This is a genomic window from Amnibacterium setariae (genome assembly GCF_003581425.1).
GTDB lineage: Bacteria > Actinomycetota > Actinomycetes > Actinomycetales > Microbacteriaceae > Amnibacterium > Amnibacterium setariae.
On record NZ_QXTG01000001.1, the window covers coordinates 288,846 to 303,463 of the forward strand.

Consider the following 14,618-nt stretch of genomic DNA (forward strand, 5'->3'; position numbering starts at 1 on the left):
CCCACCGAGCCGGGGAGGTCGGCTGCGGGAGGGGCGGGCGGATGAGCGTGCAGCACGAGGCGGTCCGGGCGTTCCTCGCCGTCGCCGGCCGGGGGAGGACCTGGCGGTCCGGGGAGGCGCTCGACCGCGCGATCGCGCGACGGCGCCCGTGGCCCGCGCGGCCCCCGCGACCCGTGCAGGGGGTCGACGTCGCGCTCCGGCAGGAGGGCGACTGGCCGCTCGTCCGGCTCGTGCCCCGCGGGGCGACCGCCTCCACCGGCACGGTCCTCGCGCTCCACGGCGGCGGCTACGTCTTCGGTCCGGAGGCGCAGCACTGGACCTTCTGGCGGGCGCTCGCCGCCGCGAGCGGCCGCACCCTGGTCGCTCCGCTCTTCCGCCCCGCCCCCGAGGGCGCCGCGGCCGACACGGTGCCCCGGGTCGCCGCCATCGCCCGCGGGCTCGCCGCCGAGGGGCCGCTCGCGCTCCTCGGCGACTCCGCGGGCGGCGGCATCGCGCTCGCGGCCGCGCAGCTCCTCGCGGAGGAGGGGCTCCGGCCCCCGCTCCTGCTCAGCGCGCCCTGGCTCGACGGATCGATGACCGAGCCGTGGCGCATGGAGCGCGATCCGTGGCTCGCCGCCCCCGGGCTGCGCCGCGCCGCGGAGCACTACCGGGGCGACCTGCCGATCGACCACCCCTTCGTCAGCCCGCTGCTCGGCGACCTCGCCGGCCTCGGGCCGATCACCGTCGCGAGCGGCACCCGGGACGTGCTGCATCGCGACGCCCTCCGCCTCGAGGAGCGCTGCCCGGACCCCGTCCGCCTGCTGGTCGGCAGGGGCCTGCTGCACAACTGGCCGCTGCTGCCGATCCCCGAGGCGCGGGCGGCGCGGCGCGCGTTCGTCGACGCCCTCCGCTGAGCCGCCCGGCCTCCGAGCGCCCGACGCCGGAGCGGCCCTCGATACGATCGGGGACCGTGCCCAGCGCCCGCGATCAGCTGATCGACCACATCAAGGCCGACGCCGTGTTCCACGGCGACTTCACCCTCACCTCCGGCAAGAAGGCCTCCTTCTACGTCGACCTGCGCAAGGTGAGCCTCGACCACCGGGTCGCACCCCTCATCGGGCAGGTGATGCTCGATCTGATCGCGGACGTGCCGGACGTCGACGCCGTCGGCGGCCTCACCATGGGCGCCGACCCGATCGCGACGGCGATCCTGCACCAGGGCGCCGCACGCGGTGCCGCGATCGACGCGTTCGTCGTGCGCAAGGAGCCGAAGGACCACGGCCGCGGCCGCCAGGTCGAGGGCCCCGAGGTCGCGGGCAAGCGCGTGATCGTGGTCGAGGACACCTCCACCACGGGCGGCTCGCCGCTGAAGGCCGCGGCCGCGCTCGAGAAGGCCGGCGCGCGGATCGTCGGCGTCGCGGTCGTCGTCGACCGGAGCACGGGCGCGCGCGAGGTCATCGAGGCCGCGGGATACCCGTACCTGGCGGCGCTCGACCTCGCCGACCTCGGCCTCGCGTGATCGCGCGGCCCGCGTCGTGAGGCCGCTCGACGCCGCCGGCGCCGTCCCGCTGGCGGTCGTGGAGCGGAGCGGGTTCCCGGAGTCGCAGCACGTCGGCGCCGCCGTCGTGGTCGGCCCGGACGGCGCGCAGCGCACGGCGCTCGGCGACGTCGAGGCGCTCGTCTACCCGCGCAGCGCGCTGAAGCCGTTCCAGACCGTCGCCGCGCTGCGCGCCGGGGTCGAGCTCGACCCGCAGGGGCTCGTCATCGCGACCTCCAGCCACGTCGGGAGCCCGCGGCACGTCGAGGCCGTCCGGGCGCTGCTCGCGGCGGTCGGCGCAGCGGAGGGCGACCTCCGGACGCCCGAGGCGTGGCCGTCGTCGCGGCGCGCGACCGAGGACCTGGTCCGCGCCGGCCTCGGGCCGAGCCGGATCGCCATGAACTGCTCGGGCAACCACGCCGGGATGATCGGCGCGGCGATCGCGCTCGGCGTCCCGGTCGCGACGTACCTCGACCCGGCGAACGCGGTGCACGGACTCGCGGCCGCCGTGATCGAGGAGCACACCGGCGCCGAGCCCGTCCGGCCCGGGACGGACGGCTGCGGCGGCCCCGTCTGGGCCGTGCCGCTCCGCGCGCTCGCCCGCGGCTACGCGACCCTCTTCGCCGCGCAGCCCGCGCTCGCGGCCGCGATCCGCGCGGAGCCCGTCCTCATCGAGGGGGAGGGCACCGCGACCACGCGTGCGGTCGCCGGGCTGGGCGTCGTCGCGAAGTCCGGGGCGGAGGGCGTCTGGTGCGCCGTCGCGCCGGACGGCACCGCGGTCGCGGTCAAGGTGCTGGACGGCGCCCATCGCGCGGCTGCCGCGGTCGCGGTCGCGCTGCTCGCCGGAGCCGGCGCCATCGACGGCGGGGCGGCCGACCGCTTCCTGGCCGATCCGGCGCTCGCGATCACGGGCGGCGGGGCCGAGGTCGGCCGGGTCCGCGTCCTGGTCTGACCCGGGCTCCTACTTCGTAATCGTTCCGTGCGAGTCGACGCGGAACGCGCTGCGCCGGTACTCCGCGAGTATGTCGGCGCGCTTCCGCTCCGCCTGCATGCGAATGATGCGCGGGCTCGTCGTGTCAGGTTCCGGCTCACGGTGGCCGAGCTTGTGGTCGATCTGAGCCGCCCTCAAGGGTTCGAACTTCTCCCACAGCCACGCTGCTGCGCCGGCGACCTCGAGGAGAAGGAATGCCGCGCCTGCAAGCACCCAGAGGCCGGCTTCCCGGACGTGGACGATGCTGTAGACGCTCGCGGCGTTGAGGAACACCACGAGGAACGCAGCCCACCACCAGTTCCGTGCTTCCTCGAGGGAGCGGACGCCGTACTTGCGCTCGTATGCACGCGAGTTCGCACGCCCCTGACGCCAAGCGGCGTGGAAGATGTCGTCGATCACCAGGCGGGTTCTCTCTGCTGCTGCTCGGGCAGCTTCCTGCGATTCTGCTCCTGCCGGGTCGACCGGCGCCGCTCGGCGCGGCCACGGTTTTCGTTCTACAAGCGGGCTAGGCCTCCGGGCCCTCCGACAGCACGGGGTCCGGGTCGAGCAGGTCGGCGACGGAGTCGAGCACCTCGTCCGGCCGGAACGGGTAGCGCTCGATCTCGGCGCGGTCGCTGATGCCGGTCATGACGAGCACCGTGTGCAGCCCCGCCTCGATGCCCGCGACCACGTCCGTGTCCATGCGGTCGCCGATCATGCCGGTGTTCTCGCTGTGGGCGCCGATGCGGTTCATCGCGGAGCGGAACATCATCGGGTTCGGCTTGCCGACGACGTACGGGGTCCTGCCGGTCGCGCGCTCGATCAGCGCGGCGACGGCGCCCGTCGCCGGCAGCGGTCCCTCGTTCGACGGGCCGGTCGCGTCCGGGTTCGTGACGATGAAGCGGGCGCCGGCGCCAATCAGCCGGATCGCCTTCGTGATCGCCTCGAACGAGTAGTTCCGCGTCTCGCCGACCACCACGTAGTCCGGCGCGGTGTCCGTGAGGATGTAGCCCGCCTCGTGCAGCGCGGTCGTGAGCCCGGCCTCGCCGATCACGTACGCGCTGCCGCCCGGGATCTGGGAGGCGAGGAAGTCCGCCGTCGCGAGCGCGGAGGTCCAGATCGACTCCTCCGGCACCGACAGCCCGGAGGCGCGCAGCCGGGCGGCGAGGTCGCGCGGCGTGAAGATCGAGTTGTTCGTGAGCACCAGGAACGGCTTGCGCTGGTCCGTCCACTGCTGGATCAGCTCCGCGGCACCGCGGATCGCCTGGTTCTCATGGACGAGCACGCCGTCCATGTCGGTCAACCAGCAGTCGATGTCCGCCCGAGTCCCCGCCACGCGCCGAGGCTATCGGCCGCGCTCCGCGGCGCGCAGGCCCCGGGAGGGGTCACGCCCGCGCGCGCTGCCGCGGCTTCGCGAGCGCGCCGAGCATCCCCTCCAGCGGCCCGCGGCCGACGAACCGCTGCCAGACCAGCGCGAAGAGCAGGGAGGCGGTGGTCAGGCCGACGAGCAGCGGCCAGGACTCGATCCACGGTGGTGTGCCCGCGGCGGGGGTGAGCAGCCAGATCGCGAGCACGAAGAGCTGCCCCGTGTAGATGGTGAGCGGCATCCGCCCGGCCGCGACGAGGGGCGCGAGCACCGTCCGCGCCGCCGCACCGGTCGCAGGGGAGGAGCAGAGCAGCTCGAGCGCCCCGACGACCGCGACGGCGAGCCCGCCGGACCCGAGCACCTCCGCCGTCGTGTTCGCGTGGGCGGAGGCGTCGAAGCCGGCGACGAGCGCGCCGCCGTAGCCGACCGCACTCGTGCCGGCGCCGCCGACGACCATCGCGAGCAGCGTGCGGCGTCGTGCGAGGTCGGCCCGTGCCACGACCAGGCCGGCGCAGAGGTACGCCGCGAACACCACGCCCGGGTAGTAGCCGGTCACCAGCCACTCGGCGGGCAGGTGGAGCAGCCGCTCCGGGGTGAACGGCGTCTGCAGGTCCTCGCCGACGGCGTCGACGAGGAGCGGTCCGGCGACGGCGGCGAGGGCACCGACGGCCGCGACCACCGGGACCGGGGCGAAGACGAGGGGCAGCAGCAGGAGGAACAGCACGCCGTACGTGTCGAGCACGACGGCGACGGGCGTGCCGAGGGTCCACAGGCCGAGCCCGAGCGCGACGAGGACGACGCCCCGCACGGCGACCGAGACGAGCGCGTCCCGCCGGCCCCGGCCGGTCCGGGGCCGCCCGCCGCCGGTCAGCAGGCCGATCGAGCAGCCGGCGAGCGTCGCGAAGAGCACCGCGGAGCGACCGTCCGCGAGGGACTGCCGGGTGCCGTCCGCGGCCGTGTGCGCCCACAGCATCCCCACGATGGCGAGGCCGCGTGCCGCGTCGATCCCCGCGAACCGCACGTCCATGCTCGGGAGGCTAGGCGCCGCGGTCGGCGCCGAGGTGCGGCAACCGGAAGAATCGGCCCTGTGCTGGACTGGATCGCGGGCGCCCTGCCGGGTGCGGTGCTGCTCGCGATCGAGGGCGCGCTGCTGCTCATCGCCCTGGCCGTGGCCCCGCGGGGCCGGCGGCCGTCGTCGGCGCTCGCCTGGATCCTGCTCATCGTCGTGCTGCCGCTCGTCGGCCTCGCGCTGTTCGGCCTGATCGGGTCGCCGAAGCTGCCGAAGGCCCGCAGGGACAAGCAGCGCACGATGAACGAGCGCATCGAGGAGCGGTCGCGCGCGGTCGAGGCCGTCGCGGACACGCACGCCGCGCCGCGCTGGCTGGCGCCGATCGCCCGCCTGAACCGCTCGGTCGGCGCGATGCCGCTGATCGACGGGAACGCGGCCGAGCTGCTGCCGCACTTCGAGGAGCAGCTCGCGGCGCTCATCCAGGCGCTCGACGCGGCGGAGCGGTACGCGCACGTCGAGTTCTACATCGTCGCCCTCGACGACACGACGCGCCCCTTCTTCGCCGCCCTCGAGCGCGCCGTCGCCCGGGGGGTGGAGGTCCGCCTGCTCGTCGACCACCTCGGCTCGTTCAAGTACCCCGGGTTCCGTCGGGCGCGCAAGGAGCTGACCCGCATCGGGGTCGAGTGGCGCCTGATGCTGCCGGTGCAGCCGTTCCGCGGCCGCTACCAGCGGCCGGACCTCAGGAACCACCGCAAGCTCATGGTCGTGGACGGGACCGTCGCCTTCGTCGGCTCGATGAACGTGATCGACCCGGGGTACGAGACGTGGAGCAACCGGCGCAGGCGCCTCCGGTGGCGCGACCTGATGGTCGAGGTCCGGGGCCCGATCGTGCAGGAGGTCGAGGCGATCTTCGCGACCGACTGGTTCAGCGAGACCGACCAGATCCCCGCGACGACGACGGTCGACGCGGTCGCGAACGACGACGACCCGAACACGCTGCTCGCCCAGATCGCGCCGTCCGGCCCCGCCTTCGAGTCCGAGAACAACCTCGCGCTCTTCAACTCGCTGATCTACGCCGCCGAGCACCGCATCTCGATCACGAGCCCCTACTTCGTGCCCGACGAGTCGCTGCTCGGCGCGATCCTGACCGCCGCTCGGCGCGGCGTCGACGTCGAGCTGTTCGTCGGCGAGATCGGCGACCAGTTCTTCGTGTTCCACGCGCAGCACTCGTACTACCGGGACCTGCTCGAGGCGGGCGTGCGGATCTACGAGTACGCGGCGCCGACGATCCTCCACGCGAAGCACATGTCGGTCGACGACCGGGTCGCGGTGGTCGGCTCGTCGAACATGGACATCCGCTCGTTCCAGCTCGACCTCGAGCTGATGATGCTGGTCGAGGGCGTCGCGTTCACCGACGCCCTGCGCCGCGTCGAGGACGAGTACCGGTCCCGCTCGAAGCGGATCGCGCTCGAGGCGTGGGCGGGCCGCAGCCCGTTCCACGCGTTCATCGACGGCATCGCCCGCCTCACCTCGGCGGTGCAGTGACCTCCGACTCCACGTCCGCTGCTTCCCCCGCCCCCGCCTCCGCTGCCGCCGCCCTCCCCGCCGGTCGAGGTGCGAGCGCAGCGAGCCTCGAGACCACCCCTCGGACCGCGCACCCCGCGCCCGTGCACCTCGGGATCGACCTCGCGTGGGGCGCGAACGGTCGGACGGGGCTCGCCGCCGTCGACGCGACGGGCGCGCTGCTCGACTCCGCGAGCGTGCGCACCGACGAGGAGATCGACGCCTGGCTCGACGCGCATCCGTCGCCGGTCGTCATCGGGGTCGACGCGCCGCTGATCGTCCCGAACGCGACCGGGCGGCGCGACGCCGAGCGGCTGCTCGGGCAGTCCTACGCGCGGTTCGACGCCGGGGCGCACCCGACGAACCGCTCGCGCCCGTGGATGGACCCGCCGCGCGGCCTCCGCCTGGCGGAGCGGCGGGGCTGGTCCGTCGACCCGGCGCATCCCGCGACGGTCGATGCCCCGGTGTGCATCGAGGTGTATCCCCATCCGGGCATGGTCGGCCTGTTCCGGCTCGGCCGCGTCGTCGCGTACAAGAAGGGCGCGTTCGGCGACCGGCGGGCCGGGTTCGAGCGGCTGCTGGCGCTGCTCGAGTCGGTCGACGTCCTGCGGCTCGACGCGAGCGCGGCCTGGGCGTCGATCCGCGCGCGGTTCGCCGCCGCGACGCGCCTCGTGGACCTCGACGTGCTCGAGGACGAGATCGACGCCGTCTTCTGCGCCCACCTCGCGTGGCGGTGGGCCGAGCGGCGGGAGTCGCTGACCGTGTACGGCGACCTCGCCGGCGGCTACATCGTCGCCCCGCCGCCGCCGGACCACGAGCCGACGCCGCGGGGGACCGCGCCGGTCGACCGGCCCGCGGTCGGCGTGGGGCCGTGGGAGGGGGAGTGGCCCGACGACGACCGGTACGACCCCGAGCTGCTGGCGGCGGGGGACGCCCGCAACGTCGTCGACGGCTACCGCTACTGGCGGATGGAGGCGATCGTCGCGGACCTCGACCGGCGCCGGCACCCGTTCTCCGTCGCGATCGAGAACTGGCAGCACGACCTCAACATCGGGTCGATCGTCCGGACGGCCAACGCGTTCCTCGCCGAGACGGTCCACATCGTGGGCCGCCGGCGCTGGAACAAGCGCGGCGCGATGGTGACGGACCGGTACCAGCACGTGGTCCACCACGACGACGTCGGCGGCCTGCTCGCCTGGGCGCGGGAGCGGGGCGTGCCCGTCGTCGCGGTGGACAACGTGGCGCGGTCCGTCCCCGTGGAGACGTTCGCGCTGCCCGAGCGCTGCGTGCTGCTGTTCGGCCAGGAGGGCCCGGGGCTGACCGCCGAGGCGCTCGCCGCGGCCGACGCCGTCGTGGCGATCCGCCAGTTCGGCTCGACCCGGTCCATCAACGCCTCGGCGGCCGCGGCGATCGTGATGCACGAGTGGATCCGCCGCCACGACCCCGCCTGAGGTCCGGGCCGCATCCCGCCCGCTCCGGCCGGTCCCGCCTTCCCCGCTGGTCGAGGTGCGAGCGGAGCGAGCCTCGATACCAGAGCCTCGAGACCACGCGCCGCGCTCCTACCGCCGCTGCGGCCGGTTCGCCCGCAGCACCTCGAGGCGGGCGCGGTACTCGACCTCGTCGATCTCGCCGTTCGCGAAGCGCTCGGAGAGCGTCGCCTCCGGGGAGCGGTTCGGGCCGAACGCGGGGCCGCCGTACGCCTCCCACCGGCGCCGGGCGCCGCGGCGGAGCAGCAGCGCGACCGCGACGATCACGAGCAGCCAGACGAGCGGGCCGAGGAGGAAGAAGGGGTAGAACGGTCCCGGCCCGTAGGGGTGCCAGGGCGCCGCGGCGAGCGCGGCCGAGGGGACGAGTGCGGTGAGCACGATGCCTCCGATGCGAGGGGTGGACGGGTCCGGTCGGACCGTGCTCCCACCCTCCTCGCCGGCGGGCACCGCGTCGTCCGCCGGAGGGCGGCACCTCGCGTGCTCCCGCGGGAGCAGGTCTAGGGCTGCCAGCCCGGCGCGACGAGACCGGTCTCGTAGGCCGTGACGACGAGCTGCACGCGATCACGGGCGCCGAGCTTGCCCATCACCCGGGAGACGTGGGTCTTCGCGGTGAGCGGGCTCAGGAACAGCCGCTCGGCGATCTCCTCGTTCGTGAGGCCCGCCGCGACGAGCACGAGCACCTCGCGCTCGCGGTCGGTCAGCACCGCGAGCCGCTCCGGCGCCTCCGTCCGCCGCAGCCCGCCGGCGACGCGCTCGAGCAGCCGCCGGGTCGGCCCGGGGCTCAGCAGGGCGTCGCCCGCCGCCGCGACCCGCACCGCGCGCAGCAGCTCCGCGGGCTCGGTGTCCTTCACGAGGAAGCCGCTGGCGCCGGCGCGGACCGCGTCGGCGACGTACTCGTCGAGCTCGAACGTCGTCACGACCACGACGTGGCAGTGCTCGAGCCCCGGCGTGCCGACGATCTCCCGCGTCGCCCACAGCCCGTCGCCGTCGGGCATGCGGATGTCCATGAGCACGACGTCCGGCCGGGTGCGCCGCACGAGCGCGACGGCGTCGCGCCCGGTCGCGGCCTGGCCGACCACTGTCATGTCGGACTCGGCGTCGACGAGCGCGCCGAAGCCCGCCCGGATCAACGCCTGGTCGTCCGCGAGGGCGACTCGGATCATGCCACCACCTCCGGGATCGGGACGCGCAGCGCCACCTCGAGGCCGTCCGGGTGCGGGCGCACGTCGAGCGCGCCGCCGAGCGCGGCCGCGCGCTCGCGCATCCCGGTGATGCCGTTGCCGGGCACGGGCGTGCCCGGGTCCGCGCCGGGCAGCCGGTCGCGGACGGTCGCGAGGGCCGCGTCGCCGTCGCGTGCGAGCACGATGTCGACCTCCGCGCCCGGCGCGTGGCGGCGCGCGTTCGTGAGCGCCTCCTGCACCACCCGGTAGACGGCGAGCTGCACGGGGCGGCCGGGCCGGGGGAGCAGGCGGTCGTCGAGGTGCACGCGCGCGCCCGTCCGCCGGGCCTCCTCCACCAGGGGGAGGAGGGCGTCGAGGTCCGGGCCGGGCACGAGGGGTGCCGACTCCGCGCCGCGCAGCTGCCCGAGCACGCCGCGCACCTCGTCGAGCGCCTCCTTGCTCGCCCCGCGGATGGTCTCGAGCGCCTCGACGGCCGCGGCGGGGCGGTCCTGCGCGAGGTGGAGGCCGACCCCGGCCTGCACGGTGATGGACGACAGCGAGTGCGCGAGCACGTCGTGCAGCTCGCGGGCGATCCGGAGCCGCTCCTCCTCGATCGCGGTCCGCTGGCGCTCGGCCTGGACGCGTTCCTCCTCCTGCCGCTGCAGGCGCCGCGCCCGCAGGAACGCGCCGGCACCGAGCGCCACGAGGAGCACGACCATGCTGCCGAAGCCGCGCGCCGCGGTGAGGGGGTCGTCGCTGACGAACACCGCGGTGAGGGACACGAGGTAGGCGACGCCGATCGTGCCGATGGCCCACCGCCACGCGTCCCGGACCACGGCGAGGGCGAGCGCGATCCCGAACGGGAACAGCGCGAACGGCGGCACGGGCTGCAGCAGGTCCGCCGCCATGGCGAGCACGGCGGCGACGACCACGGTCCAGCGCGGCGACCGGCGCCGGAGCAGGCCGACCGCGAGCACGGCGGCCCAGCCGAGGGCGCCGTAGGCGATCCCGCGGAGCGGCCCCTCGCCCGCGACGAGGTCGCCCCGCGTCCGGACGACCGCGACCACCGCGATGAGCAGGGCCGACACCAGCAGCGCCAGCGGCACGCGGAGTCGGCTCCTCGGCGCGGCGGAGGCGGGGGTCACCGTCCGACCGTAGCCACACGACGGTGCCGCGCCGTACTCCCCAGGGAGGAGGGCGCCGCGCTCCCGTGCGACCACGGGCGCCTCCCGCGGTGGCACCCTTGAGGCGTGACCGACGTGCTCGAGGACCTCCGCCTCGACGAGCGCCTGCTGCTCGGCAAGCCGTGGACGCTGGTGGTCTGGGACGACCCCGTGAACCTCATGACCTACGTCACGTGGGTGTTCACGAGCTACTTCGGGTTCCCGAGGGAGAAGGCGGAGCGGCTGATGCTGCAGGTGCACACGGAGGGCAGGGCCGCCGTCGCCGAGGGGACGCGCGAGGAGATCGAACGGCACCTGGAGGCCATGCACGGCTACGGGCTCCAGGCCACGATGCAGCGGGTGGACGGATGAGGATCCTGGGCGAGTTCCACTGGAAGGGCGGCGCGATCGAGCGCCGCTTCACCGGTGCGGAGCGGAAGATGATCGGCAACCTGGCGACCGGGCTGGCCGAGACGATGGCGACGGCGGAGGACCCGGAGGCGGCGGAGGACGCCGTGCTGCTCCGGCTGCTCCCCGTGGCCGTGCCGGAGGACCCGGAGGCGTCGGCCGAGTTCGCGGACGCCACCCGGGAGCGCCTCGCGGCCGCGAAGACGGAGGGCGCGAACCGCGTGGTCGCCGACCTCGAGGCCGCGCCGGGCGGTGTCGTGCGGCTCGACGAGGAGGCGGCGGTCGTCTGGGTGAAGGCGCTCGGCGACCTGCGGATCGCCCTGGCGACGCGCGTCGGCATCGAGAACGTGCAGAAGGCGTCGTCCCCGCAGGGCCTCGTCTACGCCTGGCTCACCTGGCTGCAGGGCTCCCTGGTCGACGCGCTCGACGCCGCCTGACCCGCCTGGTCTCGAGGCCCGCCGGCGCTCGCACCCGCCTCGTCGATCGAGGTGCGAGTGCCAGCGAGCCTCGAGATCACCCCGCGTCAGCCGCCGATGAGGCTGGGCTGGAGGTCGCGGAGCGTGCGGTGGCGCGTCATCCGGGCCGCCACCGCGGAGGTGAGGGCCACCGCCGCGACGAGCCAGATCGCGAGCACGCCCGCGTCGCCCCGGGCGAGCGACAGGTCGCCGCCGTACATCACCTGCCGCAGCGCGTCGACGGCGTAGGACATCGGCAGCGCGTGGTGGATCGCGGCGAGCGGACCGGGCAGCGTCTGCCACGGGAAGGTGCCGCCCGCGGTGACGAGCTGCACGAGCATCAGGATCAGGCCGAGGAACTGGCCGACGCTGCCGAGCGCCGCGTTCAGCAGCAGCAGGATCGCCGCGAACGTCCCCGCGGTCAGCAGCAGGACGCCGATCGTCGCGACGGGGTGGACGATCGAGATCCCGAGCGGACCCGTCGCGATGAGGAACAGCGCGACCATCTGCGCGGCGCCGAGCAGCGCGGGGGTCAGCCAGCCGGCGAGCGCGACGCGGATCGGCTGCCGCACGGCCGTGATCGCGCGGCGCGACAGCGGCCGGAGGATGAGGAACAGCGCGTAGGAGCCGATCCAGGCCGAGAGGCTGAGGAACAGCGGGGCGAGGCCCGCGCCGTAGGTGCCGGCGCTCGCGACGTCCTTCGAACGCACCCCGACGGGGTCGCCGAGCGCGGCCGCCTGGGCGGTGCGCTGCTGCGCGGTGGTCGCGGGGATCGCGTCCGCGCCCTTCGCCAGGCCGTCCCGCAGGGACTCGGCGCCGGAGGAGAGCTTCGCCGTGCCGCTCGCGAGGGAGCTGCTGCCGCTCGCGGCGGTGGCGGCGCCGGACGCGAGCCGCCGCGTGCCGGACGCGAGCGTCTCGGTGCCCGAGGCGAGCGAGGAGGCGCCGGAGGCCACGGTGCGGGTGCCCGAGGCGAGGGACGAGGCGCCGGAGGCGACCGCGCGGGTGCCCGAGGCGACCCGATCGGCGCCGGACGCCGCGCTCGCGGCCCCCGAGGCGACCTGCGCGGCGCCGCTGCGCAGGCGGCTCGCGCCCGAGGACAGCGACGACGCGCCCTGCGCGAGCGAGTCGGCGGAGGCCGCTGCGCGGGTCAGCGCCTGCTGCCCCGGCTGCAGCACGGCCAGCGCCTGCTGGATCTGGGCGGGGGTGAGGCCGTCCGCGGCGAGCTGCCGCGCGAGGGCCTGGCCCGTCGCGGTCGAGGACGCGGCCTGCCGCAGCGCCGTGGCGAGGGCGGCGTTCCCCGACGCGACCTGCGACGCGCCGCTCGCGAGCGACCTCGCGCCGGAGGGCAGCGCGGCCGCGCCGGAGGAGAGATCGCGCAGGCCGGAGGCGAGGGAGGACGCTCCGCTCGCGGTGCGCTTCGCGCCGGAGGCCAGGTCGGCGGCGCCGGAGGCGGCCGAGGCGGCGCCGTCGGCGAGCCGGTCGGCGCCGGAGGCCGCGCTCGCGGCGCCGGACGCCGCGGAGCGGGCGCCGGAGGCGAGGGTCGCGGTTCCGTCGGCGAGCCGCTTCGCGCCGGACTCGGCGGTGCCGGCGCCCGAGGCGAGGTCGGAGGCGCCGTCGGCGGCGTCGGTGAGCCTCCCGCGGATGGTGGAGAGGGAGACGAGGAAGCGCTTCGCGGCGGTCGTGCCGACCTGCGAGGCGATGCGGTCGCGCACCTCCGTCGTCACCTGCTTCGCGATGGTGGAGGAGAGGTAGCTGTTCGCGTCGTTCGTCGTGAGCCGCAGCTGCGCCTTCGTCGGGTCGGTCGTGCCGGCCGACGCGAGGTCGCGCGAGAAGTCGCGGGGGAAGGTGACGACGAAGTCGACGCCGCCGTTCGCCAGCTCGCGCTGCGCCTCGTCGGCGCTCAGCACGTGCCAGTCGAAGGATCCGTCCTGCACGAGGTCGTCGGCGGCCTGCCGGCCGCGGTTCACGGTCGTGCCGCCGCTCGTGCTGCCGGCGTCCGCCACCACGATGCCGGCCGGCACGTTCGCGAACCTCCCGTACGGGTCGAGGTTGCCCCACAGGTACATGCCGCCGTAGAGCAGCGGCACGGTCATCAGCGCGACGAACGCGAGCACGCCGAGCTTCGTGGAGGTGAGGCGGCGCAGCTCGCTGCGCAGCAGGGTGAGGATCGTCATCGGTCGGTGGCTCCGGGGGAGACGGCGGCGGGGAGGGACTCGCGGGCGGCGGCGCCGCCGATCACGAGCACGGGCAGGCCGCGGGAGGTGAGGTCCTCCGCCACGCGGCGCCAGCCGGCGGCGTGCCCGCCGTGGCGCTCGGGGGAGGTGAGGACGAGGGCGCGGACGCCCTCGCGGAGCGCCGCGAGCTCGAGCAGCAGCCGGATGCGGTCGGTCGGCGGCAGGTCGAGGATCGGCGCCCGGCTCCAGCGGTCGAGGTCGAGCGAGGCGAGCAGCGCCTCCGCGTCCCGACCGCGGGACGGGCGGCCGGCGAACCGGAGCTCCTCGCGCACGACGCTGCGCACCGGGAGGGAGGGGGCGGGCTCGGCGACGACGGGGGTGTCGACGAGCGCGACGGCGCGGCGGAGCGCGGCCGCGTCGGCGGCGCCGTCGAGGAGCACCTCGCCGCGGTCGGGCACGAGGCGGCCGCCGGCGATGAGCGACGCGAGCATCGGGCCGCGGTCGCCCTCGGCGACGGCGATCCCGGGCCGCTCCGCGTCGAGGCGGGCGCTGAAGGGCGGCAGCGCGGGGGTCCGCTCCTCGCCGACCCCGGCGCCGACGATCTCGAGCAGGGTCACGCCTCCGCCTCCTCGGTCAGCCGGGCCGCGTGGGCGGTGAGCACCTGCTGCGCCTCGCGCCACGAGAGCCCGAGCGCGCCGAGCCCGGCGAGCACGACCAGCCGGCGCCCCTCCGCGCGGCCGAGCGGGCTGCGGACGCTCTCGTCGAGCACCGCGAACGCGGCGCCCTCGACGAGCCGGGCGACGACCTCCGGGTCGAGGTCGGTGCGGCCGGCCCCGGTGCTCGCGGCGAGCCGCACGTCGGCGACGATGCGCTCGTGCAGCGGGCCGAGCGCGCCGCTCAGCACCTGCTCGCGGAGGGGGCCGCGGACCACGGTGCGGGTCATCGCGCGGACGTGCTCGACGTCGTCCCAGACGAGCCGACCCACGAGCGCGAGGTCGAGCACGGGGTCGGCGTCGTGGATCGCGTCGACGGCCGCCGCGACCCGTGCGGCGCCCAGCTCGGCGAGCTCGGCGATCAGCGCGTCGCGCGAGGGGAAGTGGCCGTAGACCGCGCGGCGGGTGAGGCCGGCCGCCGCGGCGATGACGTCGAGGGACGCGTCGGGGTCGCGGTTCAGCTCCGCGCGGGCCGCGTCGAGCAGCGCGGCGCGGTTCTTCGCGGCGTCGCTGCGCGGGGCGCGCGCCGAGGTCGTCGAGGACATGACCCCAGGATACGCCGAAGTTGCACAGCGCTGTGCAACTTGAACGGGGATCGTCGACGCTCGATAGGCTTGCATCCCAAGAGGAACGG

General features: G+C 75.6%; 16 protein-coding genes. 7 read left to right on the forward strand and 9 right to left on the reverse strand.

Translation table 11 applies throughout. The annotated features are described in order from the left end of the window. Nucleotides 1-41: 41 nt before the first annotated feature. From D1781_RS01495 to D1781_RS01505, 3 genes are read left to right on the forward strand one after another with little or no spacing between them, the layout of a single operon-like run. Nucleotides 42-893, forward strand: a complete 852-nt coding sequence (locus tag D1781_RS01495) for an alpha/beta hydrolase fold domain-containing protein (RefSeq protein WP_119480516.1) — start codon at nt 42-44, stop codon at nt 891-893. A gap of 56 nt (nt 894-949) precedes the next feature. Next, the gene (gene pyrE, locus D1781_RS01500) at nt 950-1,498 is read left to right on the forward strand and encodes an orotate phosphoribosyltransferase (protein ID WP_119480517.1); all 549 of its coding nucleotides are present in this window, start codon (nt 950-952) and stop codon (nt 1,496-1,498) included. Nucleotides 1,499-1,514: 16 nt separating this feature from the next. Beyond that, the gene (locus D1781_RS01505; protein WP_119480518.1) at nt 1,515-2,468 is read left to right on the forward strand and encodes an asparaginase; all 954 of its coding nucleotides are present in this window, start codon (nt 1,515-1,517) and stop codon (nt 2,466-2,468) included. Nucleotides 2,469-2,477: 9 nt separating this feature from the next. Here D1781_RS01505 and D1781_RS01510 read toward each other — a convergent pair whose 3' ends face one another. The 3 genes from D1781_RS01510 to D1781_RS01520 form a co-directional block, all read right to left on the reverse strand. Further along, the gene (locus D1781_RS01510; protein ID WP_119480519.1) at nt 2,478-2,906 is read right to left on the reverse strand and encodes a hypothetical protein; all 429 of its coding nucleotides are present in this window, start codon (nt 2,904-2,906) and stop codon (nt 2,478-2,480) included. A gap of 106 nt (nt 2,907-3,012) precedes the next feature. Next, entirely contained in the window at nt 3,013-3,822 is an 810-nt protein-coding gene (locus tag D1781_RS01515) for an HAD-IIA family hydrolase (RefSeq protein WP_119480520.1), read from the reverse strand. A 49-nt stretch (nt 3,823-3,871) separates the two neighbouring features. Beyond that, nucleotides 3,872-4,879 carry a DUF418 domain-containing protein gene (locus tag D1781_RS01520; protein ID WP_119480521.1) on the reverse strand — a complete coding sequence of 336 codons (1,008 nt, stop codon included), beginning with the start codon at nt 4,877-4,879 and terminating at the stop codon, nt 3,872-3,874. 60 nt (nt 4,880-4,939) lie between these two features. Here D1781_RS01520 and cls point away from each other — a divergent pair, with 60 nt between their 5' ends. Then, nucleotides 4,940-6,406, forward strand: a complete 1,467-nt coding sequence (gene cls / locus D1781_RS01525; RefSeq protein WP_119480522.1) for a cardiolipin synthase — start codon at nt 4,940-4,942, stop codon at nt 6,404-6,406. An 881-nt stretch (nt 6,407-7,287) separates the two neighbouring features. Further along, on the forward strand, nt 7,288-7,875 hold the full coding sequence (locus D1781_RS17840; protein ID WP_233551103.1) for a TrmH family RNA methyltransferase: 588 nt from the start codon (nt 7,288-7,290) through the stop codon (nt 7,873-7,875). 108 nt (nt 7,876-7,983) lie between these two features. Here D1781_RS17840 and D1781_RS01535 read toward each other — a convergent pair whose 3' ends face one another. The 3 genes from D1781_RS01535 to D1781_RS01545 form a co-directional block, all read right to left on the reverse strand. After that, complete coding sequence (locus D1781_RS01535; RefSeq protein WP_119481671.1) at nt 7,984-8,289, reverse strand: SHOCT domain-containing protein; 306 nt, start codon at nt 8,287-8,289, stop codon at nt 7,984-7,986. Between the two features lie 119 nt (nt 8,290-8,408). Further along, nucleotides 8,409-9,074 carry a response regulator transcription factor gene (locus D1781_RS01540; protein ID WP_119480524.1) on the reverse strand — a complete coding sequence of 222 codons (666 nt, stop codon included), beginning with the start codon at nt 9,072-9,074 and terminating at the stop codon, nt 8,409-8,411. Next, nucleotides 9,071-10,216, reverse strand: a complete 1,146-nt coding sequence (locus tag D1781_RS01545) for a sensor histidine kinase (protein WP_147392006.1) — start codon at nt 10,214-10,216, stop codon at nt 9,071-9,073. The genes D1781_RS01540 and D1781_RS01545 overlap by 4 nt, the downstream gene beginning before the upstream one ends. Before the next feature lie 105 nt (nt 10,217-10,321). Here D1781_RS01545 and clpS point away from each other — a divergent pair, with 105 nt between their 5' ends. Then, complete coding sequence (gene clpS, locus D1781_RS01550; protein WP_119480526.1) at nt 10,322-10,606, forward strand: ATP-dependent Clp protease adapter ClpS; 285 nt, start codon at nt 10,322-10,324, stop codon at nt 10,604-10,606. After that, nucleotides 10,603-11,079 carry a DUF2017 family protein gene (locus tag D1781_RS01555; protein WP_119480527.1) on the forward strand — a complete coding sequence of 159 codons (477 nt, stop codon included), beginning with the start codon at nt 10,603-10,605 and terminating at the stop codon, nt 11,077-11,079. The genes clpS and D1781_RS01555 overlap by 4 nt, the downstream gene beginning before the upstream one ends. Nucleotides 11,080-11,165: 86 nt before the next feature. On the opposite strand, the gene D1781_RS01560 is transcribed toward D1781_RS01555, so the two are convergent. Genes D1781_RS01560 through D1781_RS01570 form a run of 3 tightly spaced genes read right to left on the reverse strand, consistent with a single transcriptional unit; the run spans nt 11,166 to nt 14,529 of the window. Next, on the reverse strand, nt 11,166-13,271 hold the full coding sequence (locus D1781_RS01560; protein WP_119480528.1) for a YhgE/Pip family protein: 2,106 nt from the start codon (nt 13,269-13,271) through the stop codon (nt 11,166-11,168). Further along, nucleotides 13,268-13,888: a hypothetical protein gene (locus tag D1781_RS01565; protein WP_119480529.1), complete on the reverse strand. Its 621-nt coding sequence runs from the start codon at nt 13,886-13,888 to the stop codon at nt 13,268-13,270. The genes D1781_RS01560 and D1781_RS01565 overlap by 4 nt, the downstream gene beginning before the upstream one ends. Beyond that, nucleotides 13,885-14,529 carry a TetR/AcrR family transcriptional regulator gene (locus D1781_RS01570; RefSeq protein WP_119480530.1) on the reverse strand — a complete coding sequence of 215 codons (645 nt, stop codon included), beginning with the start codon at nt 14,527-14,529 and terminating at the stop codon, nt 13,885-13,887. The genes D1781_RS01565 and D1781_RS01570 overlap by 4 nt, the downstream gene beginning before the upstream one ends. Between the last annotated feature and the right edge of the window lie 89 nt (nt 14,530-14,618).